Annotated in this window: 23 protein-coding genes; 9 read left to right on the top strand and 14 right to left on the bottom strand. The window is 45.4% G+C overall.

Annotated features, from left to right (window positions below):
- Nucleotides 1-51: 51 nt before the first annotated feature.
- Nucleotides 52-1,287 carry a sodium/glutamate symporter gene (gene gltS / locus R8O11_RS03770; RefSeq protein WP_318193925.1) on the bottom strand — a complete coding sequence of 412 codons (1,236 nt, stop codon included), beginning with the start codon at nucleotides 1,285-1,287 and terminating at the stop codon, nucleotides 52-54.
- An 862-nt stretch (nucleotides 1,288-2,149) separates the two neighbouring features.
- Between gltS and R8O11_RS03765 the strand changes: the two genes are divergently transcribed.
- The 4 genes from R8O11_RS03765 to R8O11_RS03750 all read left to right on the top strand — a co-directional run bounded on the left by R8O11_RS03765 (nucleotide 2,150) and on the right by R8O11_RS03750 (nucleotide 5,809).
- Complete coding sequence (locus tag R8O11_RS03765; RefSeq protein WP_005383215.1) at nucleotides 2,150-2,944, top strand: DUF4344 domain-containing metallopeptidase; 795 nt, start codon at nucleotides 2,150-2,152, stop codon at nucleotides 2,942-2,944.
- Nucleotides 2,945-2,968: 24 nt separating this feature from the next.
- Entirely contained in the window at nucleotides 2,969-3,355 is a 387-nt protein-coding gene (locus R8O11_RS03760) for a thiol-disulfide oxidoreductase DCC family protein (RefSeq protein ID WP_104980301.1), read from the top strand.
- Nucleotides 3,356-3,530: 175 nt separating this feature from the next.
- The gene (locus tag R8O11_RS03755) at nucleotides 3,531-5,192 is read left to right on the top strand and encodes a methyl-accepting chemotaxis protein (protein WP_025768726.1); all 1,662 of its coding nucleotides are present in this window, start codon (nucleotides 3,531-3,533) and stop codon (nucleotides 5,190-5,192) included.
- Nucleotides 5,193-5,314: 122 nt separating this feature from the next.
- Nucleotides 5,315-5,809: a peptidylprolyl isomerase gene (locus tag R8O11_RS03750; protein WP_005448882.1), complete on the top strand. Its 495-nt coding sequence runs from the start codon at nucleotides 5,315-5,317 to the stop codon at nucleotides 5,807-5,809.
- Between the two features lie 117 nt (nucleotides 5,810-5,926).
- Here the strand turns inward: R8O11_RS03750 and R8O11_RS03745 are convergent, their stop codons facing one another.
- The 8 genes from R8O11_RS03745 to R8O11_RS03710 all read right to left on the bottom strand — a co-directional run bounded on the left by R8O11_RS03745 (nucleotide 5,927) and on the right by R8O11_RS03710 (nucleotide 13,263).
- Nucleotides 5,927-6,562 (bottom strand): DUF2268 domain-containing putative Zn-dependent protease, encoded by a 636-nt coding sequence (locus tag R8O11_RS03745; RefSeq protein ID WP_115386890.1) that lies wholly within the window; start codon nucleotides 6,560-6,562, stop codon nucleotides 5,927-5,929.
- A 68-nt stretch (nucleotides 6,563-6,630) separates the two neighbouring features.
- On the bottom strand, nucleotides 6,631-7,422 hold the full coding sequence (locus R8O11_RS03740) for a LytR/AlgR family response regulator transcription factor (RefSeq protein ID WP_053303980.1): 792 nt from the start codon (nucleotides 7,420-7,422) through the stop codon (nucleotides 6,631-6,633).
- 15 nt (nucleotides 7,423-7,437) lie between these two features.
- Nucleotides 7,438-8,460, bottom strand: a complete 1,023-nt coding sequence (locus tag R8O11_RS03735; RefSeq protein WP_318193924.1) for a sensor histidine kinase — start codon at nucleotides 8,458-8,460, stop codon at nucleotides 7,438-7,440.
- On the bottom strand, nucleotides 8,461-9,807 hold the full coding sequence (locus R8O11_RS03730; protein ID WP_064376347.1) for a hypothetical protein: 1,347 nt from the start codon (nucleotides 9,805-9,807) through the stop codon (nucleotides 8,461-8,463).
- A 45-nt stretch (nucleotides 9,808-9,852) separates the two neighbouring features.
- A complete protein-coding gene (locus R8O11_RS03725; protein WP_318193923.1) occupies nucleotides 9,853-10,638 on the bottom strand; it encodes an outer membrane lipoprotein-sorting protein in 786 nt (261 codons plus the stop codon).
- Nucleotides 10,631-11,899: an ABC transporter permease gene (locus tag R8O11_RS03720; RefSeq protein WP_033907234.1), complete on the bottom strand. Its 1,269-nt coding sequence runs from the start codon at nucleotides 11,897-11,899 to the stop codon at nucleotides 10,631-10,633. The genes R8O11_RS03725 and R8O11_RS03720 overlap by 8 nt, the downstream gene beginning before the upstream one ends.
- Nucleotides 11,887-12,585 (bottom strand): ABC transporter ATP-binding protein, encoded by a 699-nt coding sequence (locus tag R8O11_RS03715; RefSeq protein WP_318193922.1) that lies wholly within the window; start codon nucleotides 12,583-12,585, stop codon nucleotides 11,887-11,889. The genes R8O11_RS03720 and R8O11_RS03715 overlap by 13 nt, the downstream gene beginning before the upstream one ends.
- Nucleotides 12,586-12,594: 9 nt before the next feature.
- Nucleotides 12,595-13,263 (bottom strand): hypothetical protein, encoded by a 669-nt coding sequence (locus R8O11_RS03710; RefSeq protein WP_005383200.1) that lies wholly within the window; start codon nucleotides 13,261-13,263, stop codon nucleotides 12,595-12,597.
- A gap of 392 nt (nucleotides 13,264-13,655) precedes the next feature.
- On the opposite strand from R8O11_RS03710, the gene rodA reads away from it, so the two are divergent.
- Nucleotides 13,656-14,738 (top strand): rod shape-determining protein RodA, encoded by a 1,083-nt coding sequence (gene rodA, locus R8O11_RS03705; RefSeq protein WP_054576515.1) that lies wholly within the window; start codon nucleotides 13,656-13,658, stop codon nucleotides 14,736-14,738.
- Nucleotides 14,739-14,811: 73 nt separating this feature from the next.
- Here the strand turns inward: rodA and R8O11_RS03700 are convergent, their stop codons facing one another.
- From R8O11_RS03700 to R8O11_RS03690, 3 genes are all read right to left on the bottom strand, one after another.
- Nucleotides 14,812-15,528, bottom strand: coding sequence for a YebC/PmpR family DNA-binding transcriptional regulator (locus R8O11_RS03700; RefSeq protein WP_005374482.1), 717 nt, complete (start codon nucleotides 15,526-15,528; stop codon nucleotides 14,812-14,814).
- A 135-nt stretch (nucleotides 15,529-15,663) separates the two neighbouring features.
- A complete protein-coding gene (locus R8O11_RS03695; protein WP_005374484.1) occupies nucleotides 15,664-15,873 on the bottom strand; it encodes a DUF3283 family protein in 210 nt (69 codons plus the stop codon).
- Nucleotides 15,874-15,973: 100 nt separating this feature from the next.
- Entirely contained in the window at nucleotides 15,974-17,872 is a 1,899-nt protein-coding gene (locus R8O11_RS03690) for an ATP-binding protein (protein WP_054575279.1), read from the bottom strand.
- Nucleotides 17,873-17,940: 68 nt separating this feature from the next.
- Between R8O11_RS03690 and R8O11_RS03685 the strand changes: the two genes are divergently transcribed.
- Nucleotides 17,941-18,696: a substrate-binding periplasmic protein gene (locus R8O11_RS03685; protein ID WP_005383196.1), complete on the top strand. Its 756-nt coding sequence runs from the start codon at nucleotides 17,941-17,943 to the stop codon at nucleotides 18,694-18,696.
- 68 nt (nucleotides 18,697-18,764) lie between these two features.
- Here the strand turns inward: R8O11_RS03685 and ribA are convergent, their stop codons facing one another.
- Together ribA and R8O11_RS03675 are read right to left on the bottom strand one after the other, a co-directional pair.
- Nucleotides 18,765-19,826: a GTP cyclohydrolase II gene (gene ribA, locus R8O11_RS03680; RefSeq protein WP_017635221.1), complete on the bottom strand. Its 1,062-nt coding sequence runs from the start codon at nucleotides 19,824-19,826 to the stop codon at nucleotides 18,765-18,767.
- Between the two features lie 238 nt (nucleotides 19,827-20,064).
- A complete protein-coding gene (locus R8O11_RS03675; protein WP_005374493.1) occupies nucleotides 20,065-20,262 on the bottom strand; it encodes a PA3496 family putative envelope integrity protein in 198 nt (65 codons plus the stop codon).
- 361 nt (nucleotides 20,263-20,623) lie between these two features.
- Here R8O11_RS03675 and R8O11_RS03670 point away from each other — a divergent pair, with 361 nt between their 5' ends.
- The 3 genes from R8O11_RS03670 to R8O11_RS03660 are packed head-to-tail and all read left to right on the top strand — an operon-like array spanning nucleotide 20,624 to nucleotide 22,874.
- Nucleotides 20,624-21,472 (top strand): ABC transporter ATP-binding protein, encoded by an 849-nt coding sequence (locus R8O11_RS03670; protein ID WP_005374497.1) that lies wholly within the window; start codon nucleotides 20,624-20,626, stop codon nucleotides 21,470-21,472.
- A 2-nt stretch (nucleotides 21,473-21,474) separates the two neighbouring features.
- Nucleotides 21,475-22,407, top strand: coding sequence for an ATP-binding cassette domain-containing protein (locus tag R8O11_RS03665; RefSeq protein ID WP_017821873.1), 933 nt, complete (start codon nucleotides 21,475-21,477; stop codon nucleotides 22,405-22,407).
- Nucleotides 22,407-22,874: a hypothetical protein gene (locus tag R8O11_RS03660; protein ID WP_005374501.1), complete on the top strand. Its 468-nt coding sequence runs from the start codon at nucleotides 22,407-22,409 to the stop codon at nucleotides 22,872-22,874. Before R8O11_RS03665 ends, R8O11_RS03660 begins: the two co-directional genes overlap by 1 nt.
- Nucleotides 22,875-23,139: the final 265 nt, after the last annotated feature.

The raw sequence follows: 23,139 nt of genomic DNA, 5'->3' as shown, positions 1-23,139 counted from the left end.
CCAGTGTTGTGACCGTTTTTATTTCGCCTCTAGGAGCTCATCCACTTAACTTTAACCAAGGAATGAAATGTAGCCTTGCAAGATAATTAAGTTGACGATGTCGATAAAGAAAGCCCCCACAATTGGCACCACCATAAATGCCTGCGGCGACGGGCCAAATCGGTTAACGATAGAGCCCATGTTCATCACGGCTGTTGGGGTTGCCCCCAAGCCAAAACCACAGTGACCACCCGCAATAACCGCAGCGTCATAGTTGCTTCCCATCACTTTGAACGTAACGTAGTAAGTGAAGATAGCTAAGACCACAGACTGCACAGCTAAAATGACCAAGAATGGAATCGCTAAGTCAAAGATATTCCATAACTTCAAGCTCATTAATGCCATCGCCAAGAACAATGACAAAGAAACGGTACCGAGCATATCGACGGTTTCTGCATCTAACTTACGAAGCTTGGTCACCTCCAAGAAGTTCGTGATGATCACACCAATGAACAGCGCATATACAAAGTCTGGAATCATCAACCATGAGATTTCATACGTGCTAACCCATTGCTCAACATACTTCGCCCCAGTAACACAGAACAGTAGGAAGAAGAGTTTCTCAACCACTTTTTTCGCCGTTACTTTATCTTCTTCATATTCGTTGTAGGTCACCAACTCAGGGAATTTTTCGTGAGTTTTGGCATCTCGACCACCACGACCATACTCCGATTCAATGCTGTTTTTTTCTACGAGGCGCTGCGCTACAGGGCTACCAATGATACCGCCGATGATCAAACCAAAAGTCGCTGATGCCATTGCAATTTCTAAGACGTTATCCAATCCATACACGTCTTGAAAGGTTTGTGACCACGCAGCACCTGTACCATGACCACCTGACAGAGTAATCGAGCCAGCAATTAACCCCATCAAAGGATCTAAACCGAGCGCCGCCGCGAGTGAAACGCCAACGCCGTTTTGTATGATGATGTAAAACGATGCGACAGCTAAGAAGATAAAAACCTTCGCACCTCCTTTCATCAACTGAGTGTAATTTGCGGCCAAACCAACCGTCGCAAAAAACATTAACATAAACGTATTTTGTAATGGCAAGTCGAACTCTAAGTCGATGCCGTTGAAATGAAGAGCAGTAATCATGCAGGCCACAATAAGACCACCTACAATCGGCTCAGGTATGTTGAATTTCTTTAAAATCGGTAGCTTAGCATTAATAAAATGCCCCAGGAAAAGCACACTGATTGCGACCAAGAAGGACTCCAGTGCACCTACAGATATTAAATGATTCATATCGCCTCTTATTATTGTTCTCTTCATTCTCCGTAATGAATGAGTGTTAGTTTAACCTTCGTTCAATAGCAAATTTTCTCGCTTTATTGTTTCGAAAATACTCAAAAAGTTGGTGTAGATGCGCCTTAGGCTAGTTTAAGGGGCGCTCCTTAAGCGATGTGTCAGTTTTTACGCTGTTAGCAAGCCCTTAAATGTGAAAGGAGCTGATACAGCTCCTTCAAATGGCCCCTCGCAATACCTGTGCGTTATCGCTTGGGGTGTCGTGTTGTGAGTAAATTCTGGGTGACACTTTCTGAACCACTTCGGGCTCCCTTACTTAAACAGAATGTGTCAATTACTATCAAACAAAGTTCCTTCCCGTTGTAACCGCTAAACGCCGAGAGCGCGTTCAAAACAATTGGGTTTGCCTGTTCCTGTCGTAGCTTTTCAACTCTGGCTCATGGTGTATAAACGAGCCGAATCCAAGGAAACTCTCAGGCTGCAACAAACGTTTTCGTTACAACGGAGCAGGATTATAACATATCGCTGATAATTTTCTTCAATTCAGTGACATTCACCAACCCCATGGTTAAACCTTGCAATGATTAACTGCCTATTATCATTTTTACAGATAAAGATCGAAGCACAGTTACTCAGTAAGCTTCTTAGAATACGATGCATAGCTAATAACTTCACCGCCGTTCTTATCCAAGAGGTCTTGATAAACGCCCTAGACAACCAAGCAGCCGAAATATGCGATGTTATCATGATTGCTTTTCGAGACCGACGTCCCGACTTTGGCTAATGAGTACAACCCCAACTATGCATCAGGCAAAAACATGTATAATTTTTTATACAAGTTATTCAATAACAAGAGTCCCACATGAACATTCATTCGCTTTGCGCTGCGCTATTACTCAGCGTCGTCTCATCAGCTACAGCAGCTGAAAACATTCGTATTCAATATTCTCCCGTAGAGACAACTCATGAAAAAATCGCCCAACAATCGATTCAAAGCAGCGATGTAAATACCATCTTTGCTGAGCTATCTCAGGCCTACTTTCCATTTGATAAAGCTCTCACGCTGGTTTACGGCGGAGAAGATGGTCCAATGTATGACCCTGATACACACACAATATACGTTCCTTACACTTTTTATTTGGAGTCGCTCAATTACTTCTCCAATAATCAGTATGAAGAACGCTTCGGAAAATCCCCAAAAACAGGGGCGCTAGATACGTTATTGCACACTTTACTTCATGAAGCTGGACATGCTTACATCGAAGATCAAAGCATCCCTGTTCTCGGAAAAGAAGAAGATGCGGTCGATAATTTTGCCACTATTTTAATGATTGACTTCCTAGAAGATGGCGCAGATATGGCCATTAGCGCCGCCGACATGTTCGCATTCGAATCCGACGACAGACCGGACTACTACGATTTTGGCGAGTACATTGACGAACACAGCTTTGATTTGCAGCGTTACTTTTCAACGTTATGTCTGGTGTACGGTAGTGATCCTGAGCAATACAAAGCCTTACTCGATGAAGTAGAAAAAGACTACCTGCGTGATCGCAAAGAGTTCTGCCAATTCAATTACGGCAACATTCGCGACAATTGGCTGCATTATTTGCAAAACAATGAACCAAAAGAAAATTCGCCACGTAAAAGCGATTAGAAAATCTCAAACAAGAAAACCGCAATGACAAAACTCACCATATTTTATGACGGAACCTGCCCGCTTTGTGCCAAAGAGATGAAGGCGCTAAAACAACGCGATGCCAAGCAGCAAATCAAAACCGTCGATATCTATAGTGATGCATTCGCAGATTATCCTCAGATCGATCCTGAACAAGCCGACACCATTTTGCACGCCCTCAACGAAAAGGGGGAGCTTCTGCTTGGGTTGGACGTGACTCATCGTGCGTGGCAATTAGTTGGTCGCGGTTGGCTCTACGCTCCACTGCGTTGGCGCCTCGTTAAACCTGTTGCTGACTGGCTTTACCTGAAATTCGCAAAGAATAGGTATCGCGTCTCATATTGGTTAACGGGGACTTCTCGTTGCAATAGTGGGTCGTGTTCACGTTAATTGTGATCCCGCTTAAAAATGCTACGACCTTCGTCTAGATTTACAAATTTCCAGTACTTCTGATTGAGTAACTCGGTTAATCTCTAAGCATTACAACAATAAGTATTAACACTTTTATCAGGCAAGCTTATTCAGCTTGTCACTTGTAACGCTGCGCCGAGAGAAGGACGTCTCTATGAATCTGACGATCAGAAAACGACTATATATCCTTTCAATAATTCCAATTCTAACTATGGCAATAGGCATGATGTGGTTCACCTACGTACAAACCACGGCCTACAACGAGCACGAGATTGAGCAAACTCGAAGTCGAATGATGGAGATGAAAAAAGCCGAACTCAAAAGTTACGTACAAATGGCGCGTTCCGCTGTCGAGCCGCTACTCGCACAAAATGCCCCACTGGAAGAGGCTCTGCCTATCTTGAAACAACTAGAGTTTGGTCAATCCGGCTACATCTTTGGTTATGATTCAAAAGGCGTTCGCGTCGTGGTGGGTAAAAACACCAAAGGCATCGGGGAAAACTTCTATAACTTGCAGGACAAGAAAGGCAATTACCTGATTCAGGATTTGCTAAAAAATGCCAAAACTGGTGAGTTCACGACTTATTACTTCCCGAAACTCGGTCAGAGTGAAGCACTACCGAAACTGAGCTACTCAGTCTTTATTCCTGAATGGGACTTGATGTTGGGAACGGGTTTCTACACGGACGATATCGACGCCATTGTGGCAGACATGGAAAAAGCCGCACACGAAGATCTCAACACCACACTAACTGCGATAGCCCTGTTTTGTGCCTCGATTACAGCGATAGTTGCAGTCTTTGCCGTGTTTGTTAACCGCAGCATCATGAAGCCTATTGAGCAGTTTGATGCTTCAATTCACTCTTTCGCGCAAGGCGATGCAGATTTAACCGCGCGCATGGAAGAATCGAGCGTGCCGGAGTTCACCCAACTTAGCCGTAACTTCAATATCTTCGTTGAAAGCCTGCAAGGCATCATTAAGAGCGTTAGCCACGTAGGACAAGAAGTGGTTTCAGAGACCAACGAGATGTCACAGCGTGCATCGCAAGTGGATGAATTAGCTTCTGGTCAACGTGAAGAGACCGAACAAGTCGCTGCGGCAATGACCGAGATGACAGCAACGGCGCACGAGATTTCAAACAACGCTAACCAAGCAGCGCAATCAGCCAGAGACGCCGATGAAAACTCACAACAAGCAAAACACATTGTTGATTCAGCAGCGAACTCTGTCGAAGCACTCGCGCTAGAGGTGTCGGAAGCCAGCACGGTGATTTCTCGTTTAGAGAGCGACGTAAAAAACATTTCTTCTTCTCTGGAAGTGATTCAGGATATAGCCGAGCAAACTAACCTATTGGCACTGAACGCAGCCATTGAAGCAGCCCGTGCAGGCGAACAAGGTCGCGGCTTCGCAGTCGTTGCCGATGAGGTTCGTAAACTGGCGAGTCGCACTCAAGACAGCACAGGCGAAATTCACCAAATGATTGAGCAATTGAAGTCTGGCTCGGATGCGGCAGTGAAAGCCATGGGCTCAAGCCAAGCGCGTGGTGAAGCAACGGTTGAGGAAGCACGAGCAGCCTCTGCCGCACTGCAAGAAATCCAAGCCGCAATTGCTAACATCATGGACATGAACACGCTTATCGCAACGGCAACTGAAGAGCAAAGCCAAGTTGGGCAAGAGATTTCACAACGTATTGAAGTGATCTCTCAACAAAGCAGCCAATCGGCGCACCTTGCGAATCAAAACCGCGCAGGTAGTGGCAACCTAAACCACAAAGCTAACGAGCTGTACGACTTGGTCGGTCGCTTTACGGTTTAACGCTTTCCTCACCCACTCACCATTCAAACAGCGACGCCAAAACGTCGCTGTTTTTATTTCTGCTATCCTCATACGACTTAGCTATAATGCCGCAAACTAAGCACCCACAAGGGCAAAACCAGATGATTATTATGACCACCAATTTCGGTGACATCGAGATTGAACTGAACCTAGAACGAGCACCAGTTAGCTCAAAGAACTTCAAAAAATACTGTGAAGATGGCTTCTACAACGGCACCATTTTCCACCGCGTTATCGACGGCTTTATGATCCAAGGTGGCGGTCACACCGAAGACATGGCAGAAAAGCCAACACGCGCCCCTATCGCGAACGAAGCAAACCGTGGTCTAAAGAACCTTGTTGGCACTATCGCAATGGCGCGTACCGATGCACCGCACTCTGCAACGGCACAGTTCTTCATTAACTTGGAAGACAATGATTTCCTAGACCACACCGCTACTACCAACCTAGGCTGGGGCTACGCCGTGTTTGGTAAAGTGACCGCGGGTATGGATGTCGTAAACCGCATCGCGAAAGTGAAAACGACCTCTAAACTTGGTCACGATGATGTGCCATGCGATCCAATCATTATTGAGAAAGTGACAGTCAGCGAATAAGCCCATTCGCCTCTTCGGAGAAACCGTCGCTATAAAACGAAGAAAGCGCCTAACGTCTGATGACTTAGGCGCTTTTTGTTTTTATGACTCAGCCGATTAGTTTGGCTTGTGCCAGAGTTATTGATAGAAAAGCTCGGCTTTTGCTCCGACTAAATCAAGCTCGGAGCCTTGAAAATCAGCCAGATATTCAACAACAAGGTTGTACCCAACCCAATACCCCATGTATTTCGGCCAGCGGCTTTCATCGCTGCCAAGAAAGTAAGCATCGAAGTTGTAATCTAGGCTGGTCAGCTTGTCTTTCATCTCAGCGTAGAAAGGGCGCCAATCTTGATCTTTGATTTGCTCAAACAAACTCGGAGTGACGCCGCCATTCACCTTACGTTCGAAGTGACAAGCTAACCCTTCCATAATTAGTACATCACCAAGTGCAACGCCACTTTCTCCCGCTCGCATACGGAACAGGTGATGCAACTCATGCGCTAACACCGCAGCTAGTTCTTTCTCAATAACGTTTTTAATATCAGTACGTTGAGTATCAAGCAGAATCTCTACACGATAGGCACTTAAGCAATAGCCACCAATCCCCGTCTGCGGTACGTCATTGCGATCAAACGGGCTAATGGTGAGGTCAATGTTACTCAAATCAAAGTAACTAGAAAGTTGTGAGCTCAGATCATCAAGTTTCTGATGCAAATACTCAGAGATTGGAGACAGTTCTCCCGTCGCATTTAACAGCGTTACGCGATAACTCATTTATCTTCCTTGATAATGTGGGTTAAGAGCAGCGAGTTTACAGTGTAAAGAGTGAGCAGTTCTAGCGATTACATCCCTTTGAACAAACTTTGAGATGCACGACTCACCGGAAGCTTAGTTTCTCCAACGTGAACAAACATTCTTCCAGCAAAGTCTTTGTTTACTTTGCTAATTTTGCACACTTGCACAACGCTTGAACGGTGTACTTGCCAGAACTGTTCTGGGTTAAGCTGCCCTATCAACTCTTTCAACGATGTGCGAATCAAATACTCCTGCACTTTGCCTTGTCCTTGTTGGGCATACACAGAAACGTATTTTTCTTCCGCTTTGAAATACAACACATCAGACGTGGCGATCAGATGAATGTCTTCCCCTTGCGTCGCTTTGATCCACTGAAGATATTGCGGCGTTTGTGGCGCGGATAATTGCTGCAACTGTTCTAACAGACTGCTCATCTGCACATTACTGCTTTCTTGTTCTCGCTTAGCAAGGCGTGCTTTCACTCTTTCACACGTTGTCAGGAGGCGCTCATCCGAGATAGGCTTGAGCAAATAATCAGCGGCATTTTGTTCAAAGGCTTTGATGGCGTAATCATCGTACGCGGTGACAAACACAATCAAAGGTGGGTTGGCGAGTTGATTGAGTTTTTGCGCTAATGTCATGCCATCCAACACTGGCATACGAATATCAAGAAACGCAATGTCAGGTTGGCTTTGCTCAATGGCTTGCAACGCTTGTTCACCATCGGCGACTTTGGCTATTACCTCTAGCTCTGGCCACACTTCAGCTAGGCTTTTATCAAGATGACGCCTCAATAACGGTTCATCATCAGCAATAATGGCAGTAAACCCTGTATTCATTCCTTTCTTCCTTGATTACGATCCCATTGGCCAGCTCAGGCGAACACAAACGCCACCCTGAGCAGACTCACTGATAGAAACCTCTCCTTGCCCTGCGAACAAAGCTTCAACTCGCTGCTTGAGATTACTTAGACCCACGCCAGAGCCCATGTGACCACTAACGTGATTCAAGCCAACACCAGTGTCTCTGACTTCAATCCTCAAGTTCTGCTGTTCGCGTTTGATGAGCAAACTGACTTCGCCACCTTCTCGCTTCGGTTCAATACCATGGATGATGGCGTTTTCGATTAAGGGTTGAAGCATCATCGGCGGTAACTCGGTTCTGCCTAGCCCCTCTTCCACCTCAATCTTGTAACTGAGTCGATCACCCAAACGGGTTTGCTGGATGCCTAAGTAAGCCTCAATTAACGCCGTTTCATTGTCTATGGTAGTGTGCTCTTCACGTGAGCTTTTGAGCGTTGCACGCAGCAGCGCGGTTAACTGTTCTAGCATCAGCTTAGCTTTATCAACATCTTGCGACATGAGCGCGCTGATATTCGCCAAGGTATTGAATAGAAAATGCGGTTCAATCTGGGTTTGCATCTGCTTAAGCTGACTCAGCAACAGCGCACGATCTTGCTCTGCTTTCTCGCGTTTGATGGCTTCCAACTCTCGCTGAGCGATCGCATGTTGCTCGCGTGAATAGAAATAGAAAAAGCACATGGCACTGAATAACAATCCCATTAGACCAACCGACAGCATACTTGAGATACCGAAGTATTCCCCAAGCCAAAGCTGGGCGTTCACCACACCAAACAGTAGGCATGCCGTCAGCGAGATAGCCACTTCCGCCAAACGAGGAATGGTAGGAAACAGGCGGTCGACAAGCCATGAGAAGAAGATAGCCGAATAGCCAAATCCAAAGCTAACCGCCACATGAATGTAGAATGGACCGCCCCAAACCGAGAGCGTCATTGCTGCGATAAAGAGACAAAATGCCGTGGTCACTAATAAGCTACGCGGCCATCCACTTTTCACCACTGATTTTGCTGAACCCATTTAGAACTTCCCTTTGATGTTAAATACAATCATATGCTTATCATTGATTTGTGCGTAAGCAGATTGGTCGTCTCCGGTTAAAAAGCGTGCGGCAACTTCCACTTCTACACTTTGATCGCCGGTATCAATCCATTGGTAGTTAAGCCACTGCGTGACAATCACACCACCATCTTGTGGCGACAGCATCACATCCAACGTAGGGGTTACATCACTTAGCCAGCCCATATCCGCTTCGCCGTTCCATGCAGCCCATGCTTCTACATCCCAACTCCAGTGCAGCATTACGTTATGCTGAACGATATTGGCATGCTGAAACCCTTGGGCGTAGCTTGTCGCAAGTAGAGCGCTGCTAGCCAACAGAGAGTTGTTAGGTTCAGGGATCTGAGAGAGAAACTCTCCACGCTCTATTGCTTGTTGCCATTCGTTTTTCGACCATGCTCGGCTGTCGTACCAATATTCAGCAATCACGTTGTGTCCGGCTTGGTTTGCCCAGTTCAATCCAACTAAGGCTTGGAATGCGCTGCCCTGCTCCTCAACTGAAACGGGTTGGTAAAGGTCATCTTGCTGAAACTGATAGCCGACACTTTGCTTTTGCCACAGCATGGAACCGTGCATGGCGATGGATTCATCCCACACGGCAATGGCACTGGCTCCGAGTAAACCTCGGCGCACATCATCGTAATAACCAATAAGTTGATACTCGGTGTCACCCACCAGCGCATAACGACGAATACCAACACCTTGTTGCTCTGCGTCTTGATCAAGTGCACTTTGGTCTTGTTGCCCCCAGCTTGAATCCGTTGCAATCACCGTCCACTCGCCTGCCATATCGTAGTGTGAAAGTGAAAACACACCCGCACCTTCTTCTGCTACTAAGCCAACAGGATTTTGTCGATAAGGCTTAAACAGATCCAAAGGTCGGTAGCCATAACCCACGCCCCAATCAATGCGCAACTTACCTAAGCTCACATCAAGTGTGGTGTCACCGACTTGCCACTCCCCTAGCCAAGCAAGTTCTCGAATCAGTAGTTGGTTATCAGCTTCACTCCACCAGTCACTCTCTCCTTGTTGGTTGAGGTACAAACCTTGGCTGTACAGAGCGAACAAGCCACTGAAGTTTTGATAGTTCACTTGCACATCCAACAGTGCATTAAGTGAATCACGAGAACTGCCCTGCGCCTGCATAAATGCGCTATCACGCTGCTTGGCAGTTTCGTAACTGACAGCCCAATCCCACTCAAAACTCAGCTCATCATTGGCAAAAACTGGGGCTGCTGCGCCCACACACAACGACGCAGCAATCAACAAACTGGTGCTTTTGTTAAGGTTAGGCTGGTGCGATTTCATGTGACTTCCTTGCTCGTTTTCATGGTTCTATTTAAGGAGTTCAGGCTAAAGCTGAGTCGTATTGGCTTTCGGCAAATAGCTTGGGTTGTAGAACTTGTTGTCCAGCTGCCAAGGCACGATCTCTTGATACTCGATAACGGTCTTTTTGCTCGGCTGAATGCTATCAAGCAAGGTCATCTCACTGACGTAGTCTTCACCTTTGTCAGTTGCACGCCCATATTGCGCTTGCTTGGCGAGTTTGCCAGAGCGCAAGTAAAGATCAGCTTTGATTGGAAACGCATCTTGCTCAGACAACCACAAGTCGATCTTCTGATAGCTCGCCCCTTTGGTTTTCGCGGTTAACGCAAGGTGATAAGCCGCGACACTTTCCCCGTTTACCGAGACAGTTTCTGTCGCTTTCCATTCACCTTGATAATCTTGGCTCCACGTCAAAGTTGAGATGTCGCCGATAGACGCTTCACCAAGCAGCTTCTGCATTGGCGTAATGCGAATCGGACGGCGGCTCTTTGGCATTTGTAGCCAATAGTTGTCGCCCATCATCAACATCTTTTGCCCGGCTTCGACTGCCGATTTGAACACCACCAGCGATTCATGATTTGGGCGCGTGTACACGTGGTAAAGGCGGGTTTTATCTAGTTCTTGGTCTTGATATAAGCGCACCAATGACACCACTTTGGAGGAATCATCTTGCAAGCGGTAGCTGTCGGCTTTTTCAATCAATTGCGCGACTTGCTGTGCATCTAACGCTGTTTCATTCGCACTGGTATTGATGCTTGCAACGCCAGTTACCATCAGCAATGCAATTGGTAATAGTGATTTGAAATTAAACATAAATCAGTGCCTCCGTAATTGGCTTGTTCACCCCTTTGCGTGCCGAGAAAAACGCCGCAACCAAACAAATCATCAATACTGCAAATCCTGCTATAGCTACCAGCTCCCAAGAGAAGTAAATCGTTAATGGGTAACCTTCTGTGCGTCCTGGCGGTGGCGGCATTTGCACATCCACGACCATCAGTAAGACGGTGACTAGCGCCGTAAACAAAGCGCCGATTAAGCTACCAATCACCGCAAGTAACCCTGCTTCGCGCAAGAACCCAGCAATAATTTCGCGAGGGTAGCTACCAAGAGCCGATAAGGTGCCGATTTCACGGGTGCGCTCAGTCACCGACATAGTCATGGTGTTGAACAGCGCAACAAAGACCACCAGCGCCATTACTGCACCCATGATGCCGAAGATACGATCGTACAAATCTTTCACTTTGAGATAGAAGAACGCGCGCTCTTGCCAAGGCGTAATCTCAATATCTTGATCACCAAAGTTCTGTTTTTGCTTACTCAGAACCGAAGCCACTTGTTGCTCGACTTGGTTAGTTAAACTGGTGTCGAACAGGAAGACAGATAACGCACTGACTTTGTCTGAACCGAGCAGCGATTGCGCGCTGTTGATATGCACGTACAGTTGGCGTTTATCAAGCTCAGGCACGCCAGTTGAATAGATACCACGAACTTTGAAGTCATACGCGTTCAATGCGCCGTCGGTAGTGGTCGCCAGCAAGGTAATCCAATCGCCAACGTGCACACTTAGGTTGTTCGCCAAATCAACGCCAAGCATCACTTCTGGCTCTGTAGGGTCATAACGCGATGCATGAATGTCGGACAGCGTTTGCCCTTCGCGCACATCCAAAAACGGTCCTTTCATATCGAATTCACGTTCGTTCACGCCAATGCCGATAAAGATCGATGATTTGTTACCGTTGGAAATCAAACCACTGAACTCAACTCGTGGTTGCACACCTCGCACTTCATTCAACCCAATCAATTGCTTGGTAATGTCGTCTGCATGAGTTAAACCGTTACTCAGTGGCATCTCTTCTTCTTTGGCGAAGTAACCCGGTGTGGTTAACGTCAGATGCCCCGTGTCACGCGCTGTCGATTCTTTCAAACTGTCGTAGGTGTATAGACCAAAACCGCCCGCACTGGTTAAGGCAAACACGGCAATGGCAATGATCAACATCGACAATAAACTGCGACGGCGATTGCGTTGCAGGTTCAACCAAGCAAGGCGAACTGAAACTGGAATTAGCTTGCCCATGAAACCTCCTCCACACTTGCGTGCGTTTGGGTAATTTTGCCGTCCACCAATTCAATGGTGCGATCGCAGCGGGATGCCATACGAGGGTCGTGTGTAGCGACGACAAAAGTGGTGCCTAGCTCGTGTCCGAGCCCTTTCATAATGTCGATGACCTTGTTGGCAGTTTGGCTATCAAGACTTGCGGTTGGCTCATCAGCAATCACCAACGCTGGTTTGTGCACTAACGCACGAGCAATTGCCACACGCTGCTGCTGACCGCCCGACAAGTTATCGGGCATGTGATGAATAAACTCACCCAAGCCAACGTGTTCTAGCATTTGTGTGGCGAGCTCGGTTTGTTCCGCTTTTGAAAAACCGTTGAGATGCAGCGGATACGCCACGTTCTCTAACGCCGTCATCACAGGGACAAGATTGAATTTTTGGAACACAAAACCAAGCTTTTCACGGCGCATTTTCGCAGCCTGCATTTGTCCGGTTGGGTATGGGCTGCCTGCAAATGTCACCTGACCTTGGTATTGAGTATCCAGCATGCCAAGCACGTTAAGTAAGGTGCTTTTGCCTGAGCCAGACGGCCCGCACAATGCCACCATTTCGCCGGAAAACACTTCACCAGACACGTCTCGCAATGCACGTACCGTTTGGCTGCCAAGGGCGTAATCGCGACTAAGTTGATTAAAATCGATCATGACGCCTCCCTAATATTTCGCTAGCAACGCTTTCGCGGTTTGCGTTTCTAGATTGCTGTCGCCCAATTGCTCCATTTGCGCTAACCATATTTTGGCTTGTTGAACATCTTCAGCGCGCAGTGCCGCTTCAATGGCGTAGCGATAAATCCACGAAGTAGCCGCGAAAGGTTGTTGGCTAAAACTCGGTTCATCGAGCAGAGAAAGGTACAGCTCGTAGCCACGCTCAAAGTGATTGAACATATCTGGCAGAGAAGTAAAGGTAGTGGCTGCCATGGCGGTGGCTAATTGATATTCCGGCAAGCCTTGTAAGCGCTGTTGTTCTTGCAGTGGTACTGGCTGATTCGCCATTAGATCCAAACCTTTTTGGATAGTAGCAAGACCGCGCTCGGTGAACTTCATCTTGTTCCAAGGCATAAACGCCTCACGACCTTGCAACGTCTCCGCACTACCTAAGTAAACCAAGGTCACCGGCGTTGCGCCTTGCTCTTCGAGTTGTTTAGATAATTCGCCGTAAACGGTATCAACTAAGCCAGAGTCACCCTGCGCTGCTTGGTTGAATTGACTGAGTGTGCGCTCGCTTGGATTAGCCAGAGCCAGATTGCTGCTAAGTGCAAATGCGGCGATAAAGGTACTTGCCAGTTTAAGAGCTTTGATTGAGCGAGATTGAGAAACCATCATGTACTGTCCTTAGTTGAACGTGATTTGATGGTTTCAGATTAAGGGAGAAGATCGCACGCTGCTTTTGCATGCGACCAATGGCAGTTATGCAGAGTGAATGGTATTGAGAGAGGATGAATGACATTCACTTAAACAGAAAATACAATTCCGTTCATTCGTAACGCTACATTTTTACGGCAGTCACAATAAAAACACTGGCTTAAAATCTGAGGCTAGTGTATTTATCCATCCCACAACTACCCATAACAGACAGTGCGCACTCTCCTTTCTTACACACCTTTGCATGGTGTCTGTTGTTTCCAAATCGAGATTCTTAGCATCGGAATAGTTTGAACTCTTCGAGTTTTAGTTGTTTTCGCACTCAAAATAGGTGCGTTATTAGGTCGTTGAAAATGAATAAGCGTTATTTCCCAAGAGTTGATTTGCCACTGCTCATGGCGATCATTCCGATCATGCTGTTAAGTTCGCTCACTCTCTGGAGTGCCAGTAGCTTTAATGAGGCGATGCTCTTCAAACATTTGGCGCGCTGCGGACTGACATTAGTTTGTATCTTGGTCATGTCCTCGATTCCAGCGTCCAGCTATCAGCGCTCAGCTCCATATCTCTACATTATTGCGGTTGCTCTGCTACTTGCTGTCGCTTTATTTGGTGATAGCACCAATGGCTCTCAACGTTGGCTCGATATCGGCTTCTTCCGCTTTCAACCGTCTGAGCTAATCAAACTTTCCATTCCAATCATGATCGCCTGGATGCTGCATATTGAAGGAGGTCGACCAGACAGTCGGAAAATTGCGTTTTGCTTACTTATTGCAATGATTCCTGCCGGGTTAATCGCGCTACAACCGGATTTAGACGGTGCAGTTTTTACCATCATTTATGCATTGTTCGTTTTGTTTTTGGCTGGCATGAGCTGGAAAATAATCTGCGGGTTTATTGCGAGCATTTTAACGTTAGCACCTATTTTATGGTTCTTCGTTATGGAAACCTATCAAAAGATCCGTGTAACACAGTTCTTGCACCCTGAGTCCGATCCACTGGGTTCGGGCTACCAAATCATCCAATCTTTGATTGCGATTGGCTCAGGCGGTATGAAAGGCAAAGGTTGGATGAATGCTACGCAAGGAACACTTGGCTTTATTCCAGAAAGTCATACGGACTTTATTTTTTCGACCTATGCGGAAGAATGGGGCTTTGTTGGCAGTTTAGTCTTACTCGCATTGTACTTGTTTATTACTGCACGCGTTATGTTGCTTGCATGTCAGTCTGACCACTTTTTTAGTCGGCTGGTAAGTGGCGCATTAGCGATGAGCTTTTTTCTGTATGCTTTTATCAATACGGGCATGGTGAGTGGCTTGTTGCCAGTAATGGGTAGCCCACTTCCCTTCTTTAGCTATGGCGGCACGGCGATGCTAACTCAAGGTATCTGTTTTGGTGTAATCATGTCGCTGTGTTATTCCAAATATCGTAACGCATAGCTCTGCTTGAGAAAAAGCGATCAAAAAAAGGCTTCCCTGAGGAAGCCTTTTTACAACGATATGAGCGAATTAATTACAGCTCTGCGTTGTGGTAAACCTGCTGAACATCATCACAGTCATCTAGAAGATCTAGGAATTTCTGGAACTTCTCAGCATCTTCACCCGATACAGGCGTATGAGTTTGCGGAACGAATGTGATTTCTTCAACATCGATCGTTAGATCTGGGAATGCACCGTTAAGCGCAGTTTTTGTTTTGAAGAATTCTGTGTGAGGTGCGAATACAGTGATAACACCGTCTTCTAGCTCAACGTCAGTAACGTCTACGTCTTCCATCATTAGCGTTTCTAGAATAATTTCATCATCGTCGCCTTTGAACTGGAATACCGCTTGGTGATCGAACATGTGAGAAACCGAGCCCTCAACACCAATTTTCGCACCGACTTTCACAAAGCATTGGCGTACATCTTGGAAAGTACGGTTGCCGTTGTCTGTTAGACAGTCAACGATAACGCTAGTACCGCCAGGGCCGAAGCCTTCGTAACGTGCTGGAGTGTAGTCTTCACCACCGCCACCGTTCGCTTTGTCGATCGCTTTATCGATAACGTGCGCAGGAACTTGGTCTTTTTTCGCTTTTGCGATCAGGTGTTTCAAAGACAAGTTCATGTCTGGATCACCACCACCGTTTTTCGCGCACATGTAAATTTCTTTACCGTATTTGGAATAAACTTTAATTTTCGCGCCTGCAGTTTTCGCCATAGAGGCTTTGCGCACTTCAAAACTTCTTCCCATCGGGATGTCTCTCTAAATTCAAATTTAATGCGAAGGATTTTAGCAAAAAGCGAAACCTTTTCAATTTCGCTTAGCAAAGGAATAGGGAGGTTACCTCATTCGTCGCATTGGATTGAACCATTGCCACGGTTCGCGTTAAGCGACACCCATTACTCGTTTGTACTTTTCGACCGATTGCTGGAAAAACGCCTTTTCATCAGCATCGTTAATCTTGGACAACTGTTCTTCTATTGCTTCAGGACCAGATTTGGCCTCTCTGAGCTTCCAAACCAAAAACGACGCCTGCTTATCCAGTTCGATTTTGTTTTTTTCGTCAGGCGGCAATAGGGATAGATTAAACGACATTCACAGCCTCAAGGTACTTTAAATACTAGCCGGGCACTATATCACACAGAGTTACAATTACAGAATAGAAACGCACTTAACTTGATCGATTTCAAGTTAACTATTTAGGCACAGCGCTGATTTTCAGTGCTTTTGGTAAATGCTGTTCGAATATTTGTTGTAATCGAGTCTTGGTAACGGGTTTAGCCACGAACTCGTTCATCCCAACATCGAAGCAATGTTGCTGATCCTCTTTAATGACATTGGCACTTAGCGCAATAATTGGAACGTGTTTCCCCCACTCTCCCATTTTTCGAATTCGCTCCGTAGCAATAAACCCATCCATCACAGGCATTTGGCAGTCCATAAAAATCAAATCGAAAGGCTGCTGATCACACAGCTGCAATGCTTCTTCGCCATGGTTGGCGACACTCACTCGCACACCCAGTTTTTCTAACATGATGCGAACTACCTTCTGATTGACGATGGTATCTTCAACAACCAATACCCAAGGTTTATCGTTATCTTGAGGGCTGATTTCGTTGTCTTCCGCTTTCGGGAAATCTAATACATTAAGTTGGTCGGTATAGGTCGATTGCGCATTTATTACAGCAACAGGAATCGAAAATTCAAAACAGCTTCCCAGCCTAAGCTCACTTGTTAGTTGTATTTCCCCTCCCATCAAGTTAACCAACTGTGCAGCTATCGCCAAACCAAGCCCTGTCCCACCATACTTTCTGGTGGTACTACCATCAGCTTGTTGGAAGCGTTCGAAGATTGCTTGTTGGTGCTCTTTCGCAATACCAATACCAGAATCCACAACTCGAAACCGGATATGAGCGGTCTCTCCATCAAGTCGAGATAACGCTACAAGAAGCTTCACATGGCCGCGCTCGGTAAATTTAATCGCGTTGCTCAACAAATTGTTCAGAACTTGTTTCAATCGTGTGGCATCACCTTGCACTTCCATTGGCAAGTGAGGATCAATATCGCTGAGCAGCTGTAAGTTTTTCTGCTTGGCTTTGACACTATGTAAACTGATGACATCGTCAAGTAGCTCGCGAAGATCATAGCTCGTGTATTCCAGCTCTACTTTGCCAGCTTCAACTTTAGAGAAGTCCAAAATGTCGTCGATGATCGTCATTAGTGAGTGAGAAGAACTGTCAATGATCTCTACAAACTCTTTTTGCTGGGGATCGAGGTCGGTGTCATTGAGCAACGACGACACACCAATAATGCCATTCATCGGTGTGCGGATCTCATGACTCATAGTGGCAAGAAACTCACTTTTCTTACGATTAGCGACTTCTGCCCTATCGCGTTCAGCCTCTAACTCAGTCTGGTGCTCTTTCACTTTCTCAACACTTCGGTTGTATTTCTCTGCCAAAACACTCACTTCATCAAAGCACCATCGTTTAGGGAGAGTCACTTTACTCGGCACTGTACCGCCACGAAAATCGCTCACCGCACCAGACAGCAATTGTAACGGATTGACCAACAAGCGAAACGCCACCCAAAGAACACCAATGATGAGGACAAGAATTTTGATCGCTTCTGTCGTAAGTAGAAAAAAGAACTGCTGCCAAAGATCTTCATATATCGCGCTAAGATCCGATTGAACCGTTAATATCGCGAGATCATACGTTTTATCGCCGACCCGATACTGCATCGGCCAGCTTCTCTCGACAACATCCTCAGAAAGCGCCGAACCTAATTCAATGATAACTTCGTCTTCACTAGCAATACGTAAGTAGTCCACCGAGGGCATACGCATTGCACCTTGAGCTTGTGTCAGCAACAGCTCCCTATCCTCTACCCACAAACTCGCAGAAAAACTCGATAAATAGCTAGACTCAACCTGCTTTAATTCAACATCTAAATGGGCTAAATCTTCGTGAAAAACTCGATATAAGCTCACTGTAGAAATGATGACCGTAAAGATTAAACTCAACGTTAATACCGCCAACATAAGTTGGTTGCCGATACTAAAACGACGTTGAGATCGCTCTTTTTCATCCATATGAAACCGCTCCGATAAACTTGCGCTACTCTAAATATAGCTACGCACAAATAATAATCGAGGATACGATGAAAAGACTTCTACTTAGATTGGCTTTTAGCTTAATTGTTGTAAGTTCTCATGTGACCGCAAATCAAGTGAACTATTACGTCATTGCTGAACAAGCTCGACCATTTCAAATTGAACAACAGGGACAAATGCACTCCGGAATTGTGACCGATATCGTCAGCGCTATCTTCGCGGAGTCGGATTACCAAGTGAATTATCATACTTATCCATTTAAACGTATGATTTCCATATTGGAAGAAGGCGCTGAGCCAAACTGGTTAACTTATGGCAGCCCGAACTGGGGCAAGGTGCAATCGGAAAATTTATCTGAGGAGCCCATTTACACTGTAAAACATGTACTGGTGTCGAGTAGCGAGAAGCCTTTAGAATTCAAAAATATGGATACGATGCATGGTCGTTCTATTGTATTACTGCTGGGGTTTGATTATCCAAATTTAACACCGTTCTTTGAAAATGGCAGTGTCAATGAAATGCGTGTGAAAGACTACAACGCCGCATACCGAGTGATAAGCCGAACCCCTGGAGATACAGCTTTTGTCGAGATGGAATCCCGAGTCCTTTACAACTTAAAGCGACTCAATTTGCCGTTAGAGAATTTTCAGATACAGCCTTTCAGCTCGGTTATTCCTGACTACTCAATCTACCTAGCTTTTTCACCTCAAATGCAACCAGAAACTCAAAATTACATCAATACACGACTCGTTGAATTAAAAACCTCAGGGGAAATTGATGAAATCATTCAAAAGTATCAATGAATCAACTCATTAACAAAAACGCCAACGATGATACGTTGGCGTTTTTGTTTCTGAGAAATCTGTAGAACTTACTTAGTGTGGTTAACAAACTTAGGATCAAACATATGCCCCAATTTACTCGCCTTGGTTTGCAGGTAATGTTGATTACTTGGGTTATTCCCTTCTTGTAATGGCACTCGTTCAATGACGTTAATATCAACCGCTTTTAAGGCGGCGAGCTTGCGTGGGTTATTCGTCATTAGACGCACAGCGTCAATCCCCAAATGCTCTAGCATTCCTTTACAGAACGCGTAATCACGCATATCAGCGGCAAAACCTAAACGTTCATTTGCTTCCACGGTATCTGCGCCATCATCTTGTAAGTGATAGGCACGAATTTTATTAATCAAGCCGATTCCACGCCCTTCTTGACGTAAATAAAGCAGCACGCCACATCCCTCTTTGACGATGTTTTGTAGCGCTCTATTAAGCTGAAAACCACAGTCACAACGCGTGCTAAATAGAGCATCTCCGGTAAGACACTCCGAATGCAACCGAATAAGTGGAGCTGCACTTTTTGTTGGCTCGCCATAGACCAGAGCAAGATGCTCTTTATTTGTCGCGGCTTCAATAAAGCCGTACATCATAAATGTGCCCCACTGGGTGGGCAATTTGGCTTTATCGATAAACTTCACGAGATTGTAAGGCTCAACATGTCTCAGCTCTGCCCGCACATTCATCAGAATCTCTCCTAGATGATTTTCTCCTTTACCATCTCCCCCGTCTCCCCAAAAGGCATCTTTATGAGAATGCTCTGTTAGGCAAGCGTTACCCGTTCTCATTAATTGCTGCGCTAATGGTGGATTTTGTAGAAACTTTTCCCTAACGATGAAAGCCATAACAGCCAACTTTATATCGTCCCAATCGCTTCTGACAAAGTGTTCGTATTTGCGGCTTAAAGCAAACGCTTCGTCAGGGGTGCTTGCGTGCTGAATTTTACTTTGCAACTGAGCATCGAGAAACTTTTGGGCTTGGTAATAATGTTCGCTGGTGGGCCAAGTTTGGGAGGAGATATTGACTGGGGCATGGCAAAAATTTGAGAGAAAACCGTGGGGCTCATCGGGCTCATAAAAAAGGATTTGATCAACCATACTTGCGCTCCTTGCTTTGTGGTTGCGATAATCAACAAAAAGCATATCGCTACTGATATATCTAGTAACACAAGGTCAGATTGTCAAACTTCTTCGGGACGGGACGTGAGTGTGAAACTCGTGCTTTTGAGGCGCAAGACAGATAAATGGAGAGTTTGAATAAGAGAGTAATAGAGTGAAAAAATAAAAAGGGCAGTCCGTCGACTACCCTATGGGTTGCTAAACCAACCTGAGGCGATCAGTGTATCAAGCCAAGCTCCCTTGCTTCTTCAATGGTCAACCCACTTTCACGGATCTCACGTAACGCTTCAATGCGTCTTCTGGCTTCTGCTGATTTCACTGTTTTCTCTGGCTTCACAACGGTTTCCTCATCAGGTAATTCCCATTTGTGAGCGATGTTGGTCATCTCGTCATGGTCGATAGAATTAATGGACATATTTCCTCCGAACACACCATGTTTTCGATGCGTAATCTATAGCAAAACCGGAACAAGGTGGTAAGAAAAACTGTAGGGAAATGTGACCCCTCCCGCCCTTTCGTTAACTCCTTAATAGATTAATCATTTAAGTTTTGCCAAGGGACAAATTTACGATTAAATTTGAGTAATTCCCCCTACGAAAAGTGTGCTGATCTAGCTCTCAATTCTGCTCTTCTTTAGTTTTATCAACGACGCATTACACCACTTCCTGTTTCACCTAACTTTCGAGTCACTTCACTGATTCATGGTTTGATACTTTCTAAAAACCGTCACACCTGATAATGATAATAATTATCTTTTAGATTGGTTAGGTGTTTATATGGATGGTATTAACTTAAGTCATGCATACCACAATGACCCGGTCATCCAGATCCGAGATTTGTGCGTCGATTACATCACTGATAATGGTGATTTTAATGCGGTAAAGTCCGTCAGCTTTGATATCGGCAAAGGCGAAGTATTTGGTCTCGCCGGTGAATCTGGATGTGGTAAAAGCACAATCGCATTCTCAATAAATCGTCTTCATAAGCCGCCAGCGTTCATTTCTGGCGGTAAAATATGGTTTGATGGCAAAGATATCCTTAGTATCTCAGACTCTGAACTGACCGCTCTAAGGTGGAGTGAAATCGCCATGGTGTTCCAGAGCGCGATGAACTCACTCAACCCTGTCTTAACGATACAAGAGCAATTTGCAGATGTGTTACGACACCATCAAGGCCTCACTAACGCTCAAGCAAAAGATAGAGCAGAAAAGTTGTTGGACTTGGTCAATATTCCTCGAGAACGCTTAGCAGAATATCCTCATCAATTTTCAGGAGGAATGCGTCAGCGGTTGGTGATAGCCATTGCTTTGTCTCTAAATCCAAAACTGATCATTATGGATGAACCCACAACAGCATTAGATGTAGTGGTACAGAGAGAAATTTTACAGCAAATTTATCAGCTTAGAGATGAGTTCGGTTTTTCAGTCCTCTTTATCACTCATGACCTGGCACTCATGAGCCAACTATGTGATCGAATTGCAATCATGCGTCACGGAGAAATCGTCGAAGTCAATCGAGCATACGATATACGCAATCATCCTCAACACCCCTACACGCAAAAGCTATGGGCTTCTTTCCCAAACATCCATGACGTCCACAAACAACCAGAGTTACAAGGAGCGTAACCATGAGCCAGCCTATCATCCAAATGAAAAATGTGATTAAAGAATTCAAAGTGGGCGGTGGTTTAGCGAAAGAGGAAACCTTTCGTGCGCTTCAAGGAGTGACTTTTGATCTGTACGCAGGAAAAACCTTGGCTTTGGTTGGAGAGTCAGGCTGCGGTAAGAGTACTTGCGCTCGCTTAATAACCAAAGTCTATCCTGCAACGGAAGGCGAGATCCTTTTCAATGGCACTGACATAAATGAGATCACGTCACGATCGGCTCTACAAGAATATCGCAGTAAAGTACAAATGGTGTTTCAAGACCCGTTTGGCTCTCTCAATCCAACTCATACCATTCGCCATCACCTAACACGTCCTTTAAAAATTCATAAACAAGTCAAAAACGAGCGCGACATCCCAGCCCGCTTGGAAGAGCTCCTAAAGCTGGTGGAACTACCTGAAGAGACATTGAATAAGTTCCCTCACGAACTCAGTGGTGGGCAACGTCAGCGAGTAAACTTAGCAAGGGCTTTAGCGGTAGGTTCGCAAATCATTCTTGCGGATGAGCCTACGTCTATGCTGGATGTTTCTATTCGCTTGGGAGTGTTGAATTTAATGCAACGAATGAAGCAAGAACTGGGAATTGGTTTTTTATACATCACTCATGATCTGGCGACTGCGCACTACATCGCGGAAGAAACCGCAGTAATGTACAAAGGGCAAATCGTTGAATGGGGCGACACTCATTCAATACTTAAGAATCCGCAGCATCCTTATACTAAGCTGTTGATTTCTGCCGTTCCTGATCCTGACTTACCTTTTGGTAACTTAGTGAAAAATGAGCCAAACTATTCGATAGATGCCGATGAAATTCGTCAACGTAGCAGCATAATTGTCGACGAATTTGATCAAATAGGGCCAAATCACTATGTAAAACAATGGACTGAGGCAGCGTAATGGATTTGAGTACTTGGCAAGATCAAATCGCCATGTGGTACGAACAGCGGAAACATGATCAAGTAGAAAAATTGGAAACGATCTTATATCAGGTGCCTGATGACGTGTTTGGACCCGAATTGAGTGATCTTCAAAGTAAAGCGATTGCTTGCTGGTTGGATGGATGTTTACGCGTGTTTCAACATGCAAGGTACCAAGACCCTCAGAAAGCATATCAAACCTTGCTTTATACGAGTGCAAAGCTTGAACAAGCAGCATGCCAAGTCTCGACTGATATTCTGATCAAAGATTGGTGTTTGAGACGACTTCAGCATCTCACCGTTGTGGCTTTAGAGTTTTGTAATCAGCAGTGTGATCAAAACAAGTGGCAGGAACAAGCCCATAGCTTAATCGAATCACATGTTGCGTTGATGCGTTCATTACATTGGAATGAACCCAAGAAGCATGATCAAGGTTTACCTCATTAGTCCGGAAAAATGATCAAGGCTTAATTAGCGGAATTTTAGGCAAAAAAAAGCGAGTTTCCTGAGGAGAAACTCGCGAAGTCTATTCAGAATGAATGTAACAATATGAGCCAATCTATTAATCATCAGAAAGGACAAAAGGTTGTCTATTCGGGATAAATAGTAGTATTAGGCTTAGCTTCTAATGTCAGTGGTTTGTAAGAGTTAAGTCTGTTTTTTATCATCGAAAGACATTGTTACATTTCAAACCGATACATCACACCTATAG

It is taken from the genome of Vibrio sp. 1288 (assembly GCF_033344475.1).
Note: the sequence above shows the minus strand (reverse complement) of the source record. Positions and strands in the feature narration are given on the sequence as shown.

Bases quoted from the DNA above. Each gene is read 5' to 3' on its own strand.
- R8O11_RS03660 (WP_005374501.1), top strand. From the start codon at position 22,407: ATGGATTTGAGTACTTGGCAAGATCAAATCGCCATGTGGTACGAACAG.
- R8O11_RS03755 (WP_025768726.1), top strand. From the start codon at position 3,531: ATGAATCTGACGATCAGAAAACGACTATATATCCTTTCAATAATTCCA.
- R8O11_RS03675 (WP_005374493.1), bottom strand. From the start codon at position 20,262: ATGTCCATTAATTCTATCGACCATGACGAGATGACCAACATCGCTCAC.
- R8O11_RS03765 (WP_005383215.1), top strand. From the start codon at position 2,150: ATGAACATTCATTCGCTTTGCGCTGCGCTATTACTCAGCGTCGTCTCA.
- R8O11_RS03745 (WP_115386890.1), bottom strand. From the start codon at position 6,562: ATGAGTTATCGCGTAACGCTGTTAAATGCGACGGGAGAACTGTCTCCA.
- R8O11_RS03720 (WP_033907234.1), bottom strand. From the start codon at position 11,899: ATGGGCAAGCTAATTCCAGTTTCAGTTCGCCTTGCTTGGTTGAACCTG.
- R8O11_RS03715 (WP_318193922.1), bottom strand. From the start codon at position 12,585: ATGATCGATTTTAATCAACTTAGTCGCGATTACGCCCTTGGCAGCCAA.
- R8O11_RS03710 (WP_005383200.1), bottom strand. From the start codon at position 13,263: ATGATGGTTTCTCAATCTCGCTCAATCAAAGCTCTTAAACTGGCAAGT.
- R8O11_RS03690 (WP_054575279.1), bottom strand. From the start codon at position 17,872: ATGGATGAAAAAGAGCGATCTCAACGTCGTTTTAGTATCGGCAACCAA.
- R8O11_RS03725 (WP_318193923.1), bottom strand. From the start codon at position 10,638: ATGTTTAATTTCAAATCACTATTACCAATTGCATTGCTGATGGTAACT.
- R8O11_RS03735 (WP_318193924.1), bottom strand. From the start codon at position 8,460: ATGGGTTCAGCAAAATCAGTGGTGAAAAGTGGATGGCCGCGTAGCTTA.
- R8O11_RS03670 (WP_005374497.1), top strand. From the start codon at position 20,624: ATGGATGGTATTAACTTAAGTCATGCATACCACAATGACCCGGTCATC.
- R8O11_RS03665 (WP_017821873.1), top strand. From the start codon at position 21,475: ATGAGCCAGCCTATCATCCAAATGAAAAATGTGATTAAAGAATTCAAA.
- R8O11_RS03695 (WP_005374484.1), bottom strand. From the start codon at position 15,873: ATGTCGTTTAATCTATCCCTATTGCCGCCTGACGAAAAAAACAAAATC.
- R8O11_RS03700 (WP_005374482.1), bottom strand. From the start codon at position 15,528: ATGGGAAGAAGTTTTGAAGTGCGCAAAGCCTCTATGGCGAAAACTGCA.
- R8O11_RS03760 (WP_104980301.1), top strand. From the start codon at position 2,969: ATGACAAAACTCACCATATTTTATGACGGAACCTGCCCGCTTTGTGCC.
- ribA (WP_017635221.1), bottom strand. From the start codon at position 19,826: ATGGTTGATCAAATCCTTTTTTATGAGCCCGATGAGCCCCACGGTTTT.
- R8O11_RS03730 (WP_064376347.1), bottom strand. From the start codon at position 9,807: ATGAAATCGCACCAGCCTAACCTTAACAAAAGCACCAGTTTGTTGATT.
- rodA (WP_054576515.1), top strand. From the start codon at position 13,656: ATGAATAAGCGTTATTTCCCAAGAGTTGATTTGCCACTGCTCATGGCG.
- R8O11_RS03750 (WP_005448882.1), top strand. From the start codon at position 5,315: ATGATTATTATGACCACCAATTTCGGTGACATCGAGATTGAACTGAAC.
- R8O11_RS03685 (WP_005383196.1), top strand. From the start codon at position 17,941: ATGAAAAGACTTCTACTTAGATTGGCTTTTAGCTTAATTGTTGTAAGT.
- gltS (WP_318193925.1), bottom strand. From the start codon at position 1,287: ATGAATCATTTAATATCTGTAGGTGCACTGGAGTCCTTCTTGGTCGCA.
- R8O11_RS03740 (WP_053303980.1), bottom strand. From the start codon at position 7,422: ATGAATACAGGGTTTACTGCCATTATTGCTGATGATGAACCGTTATTG.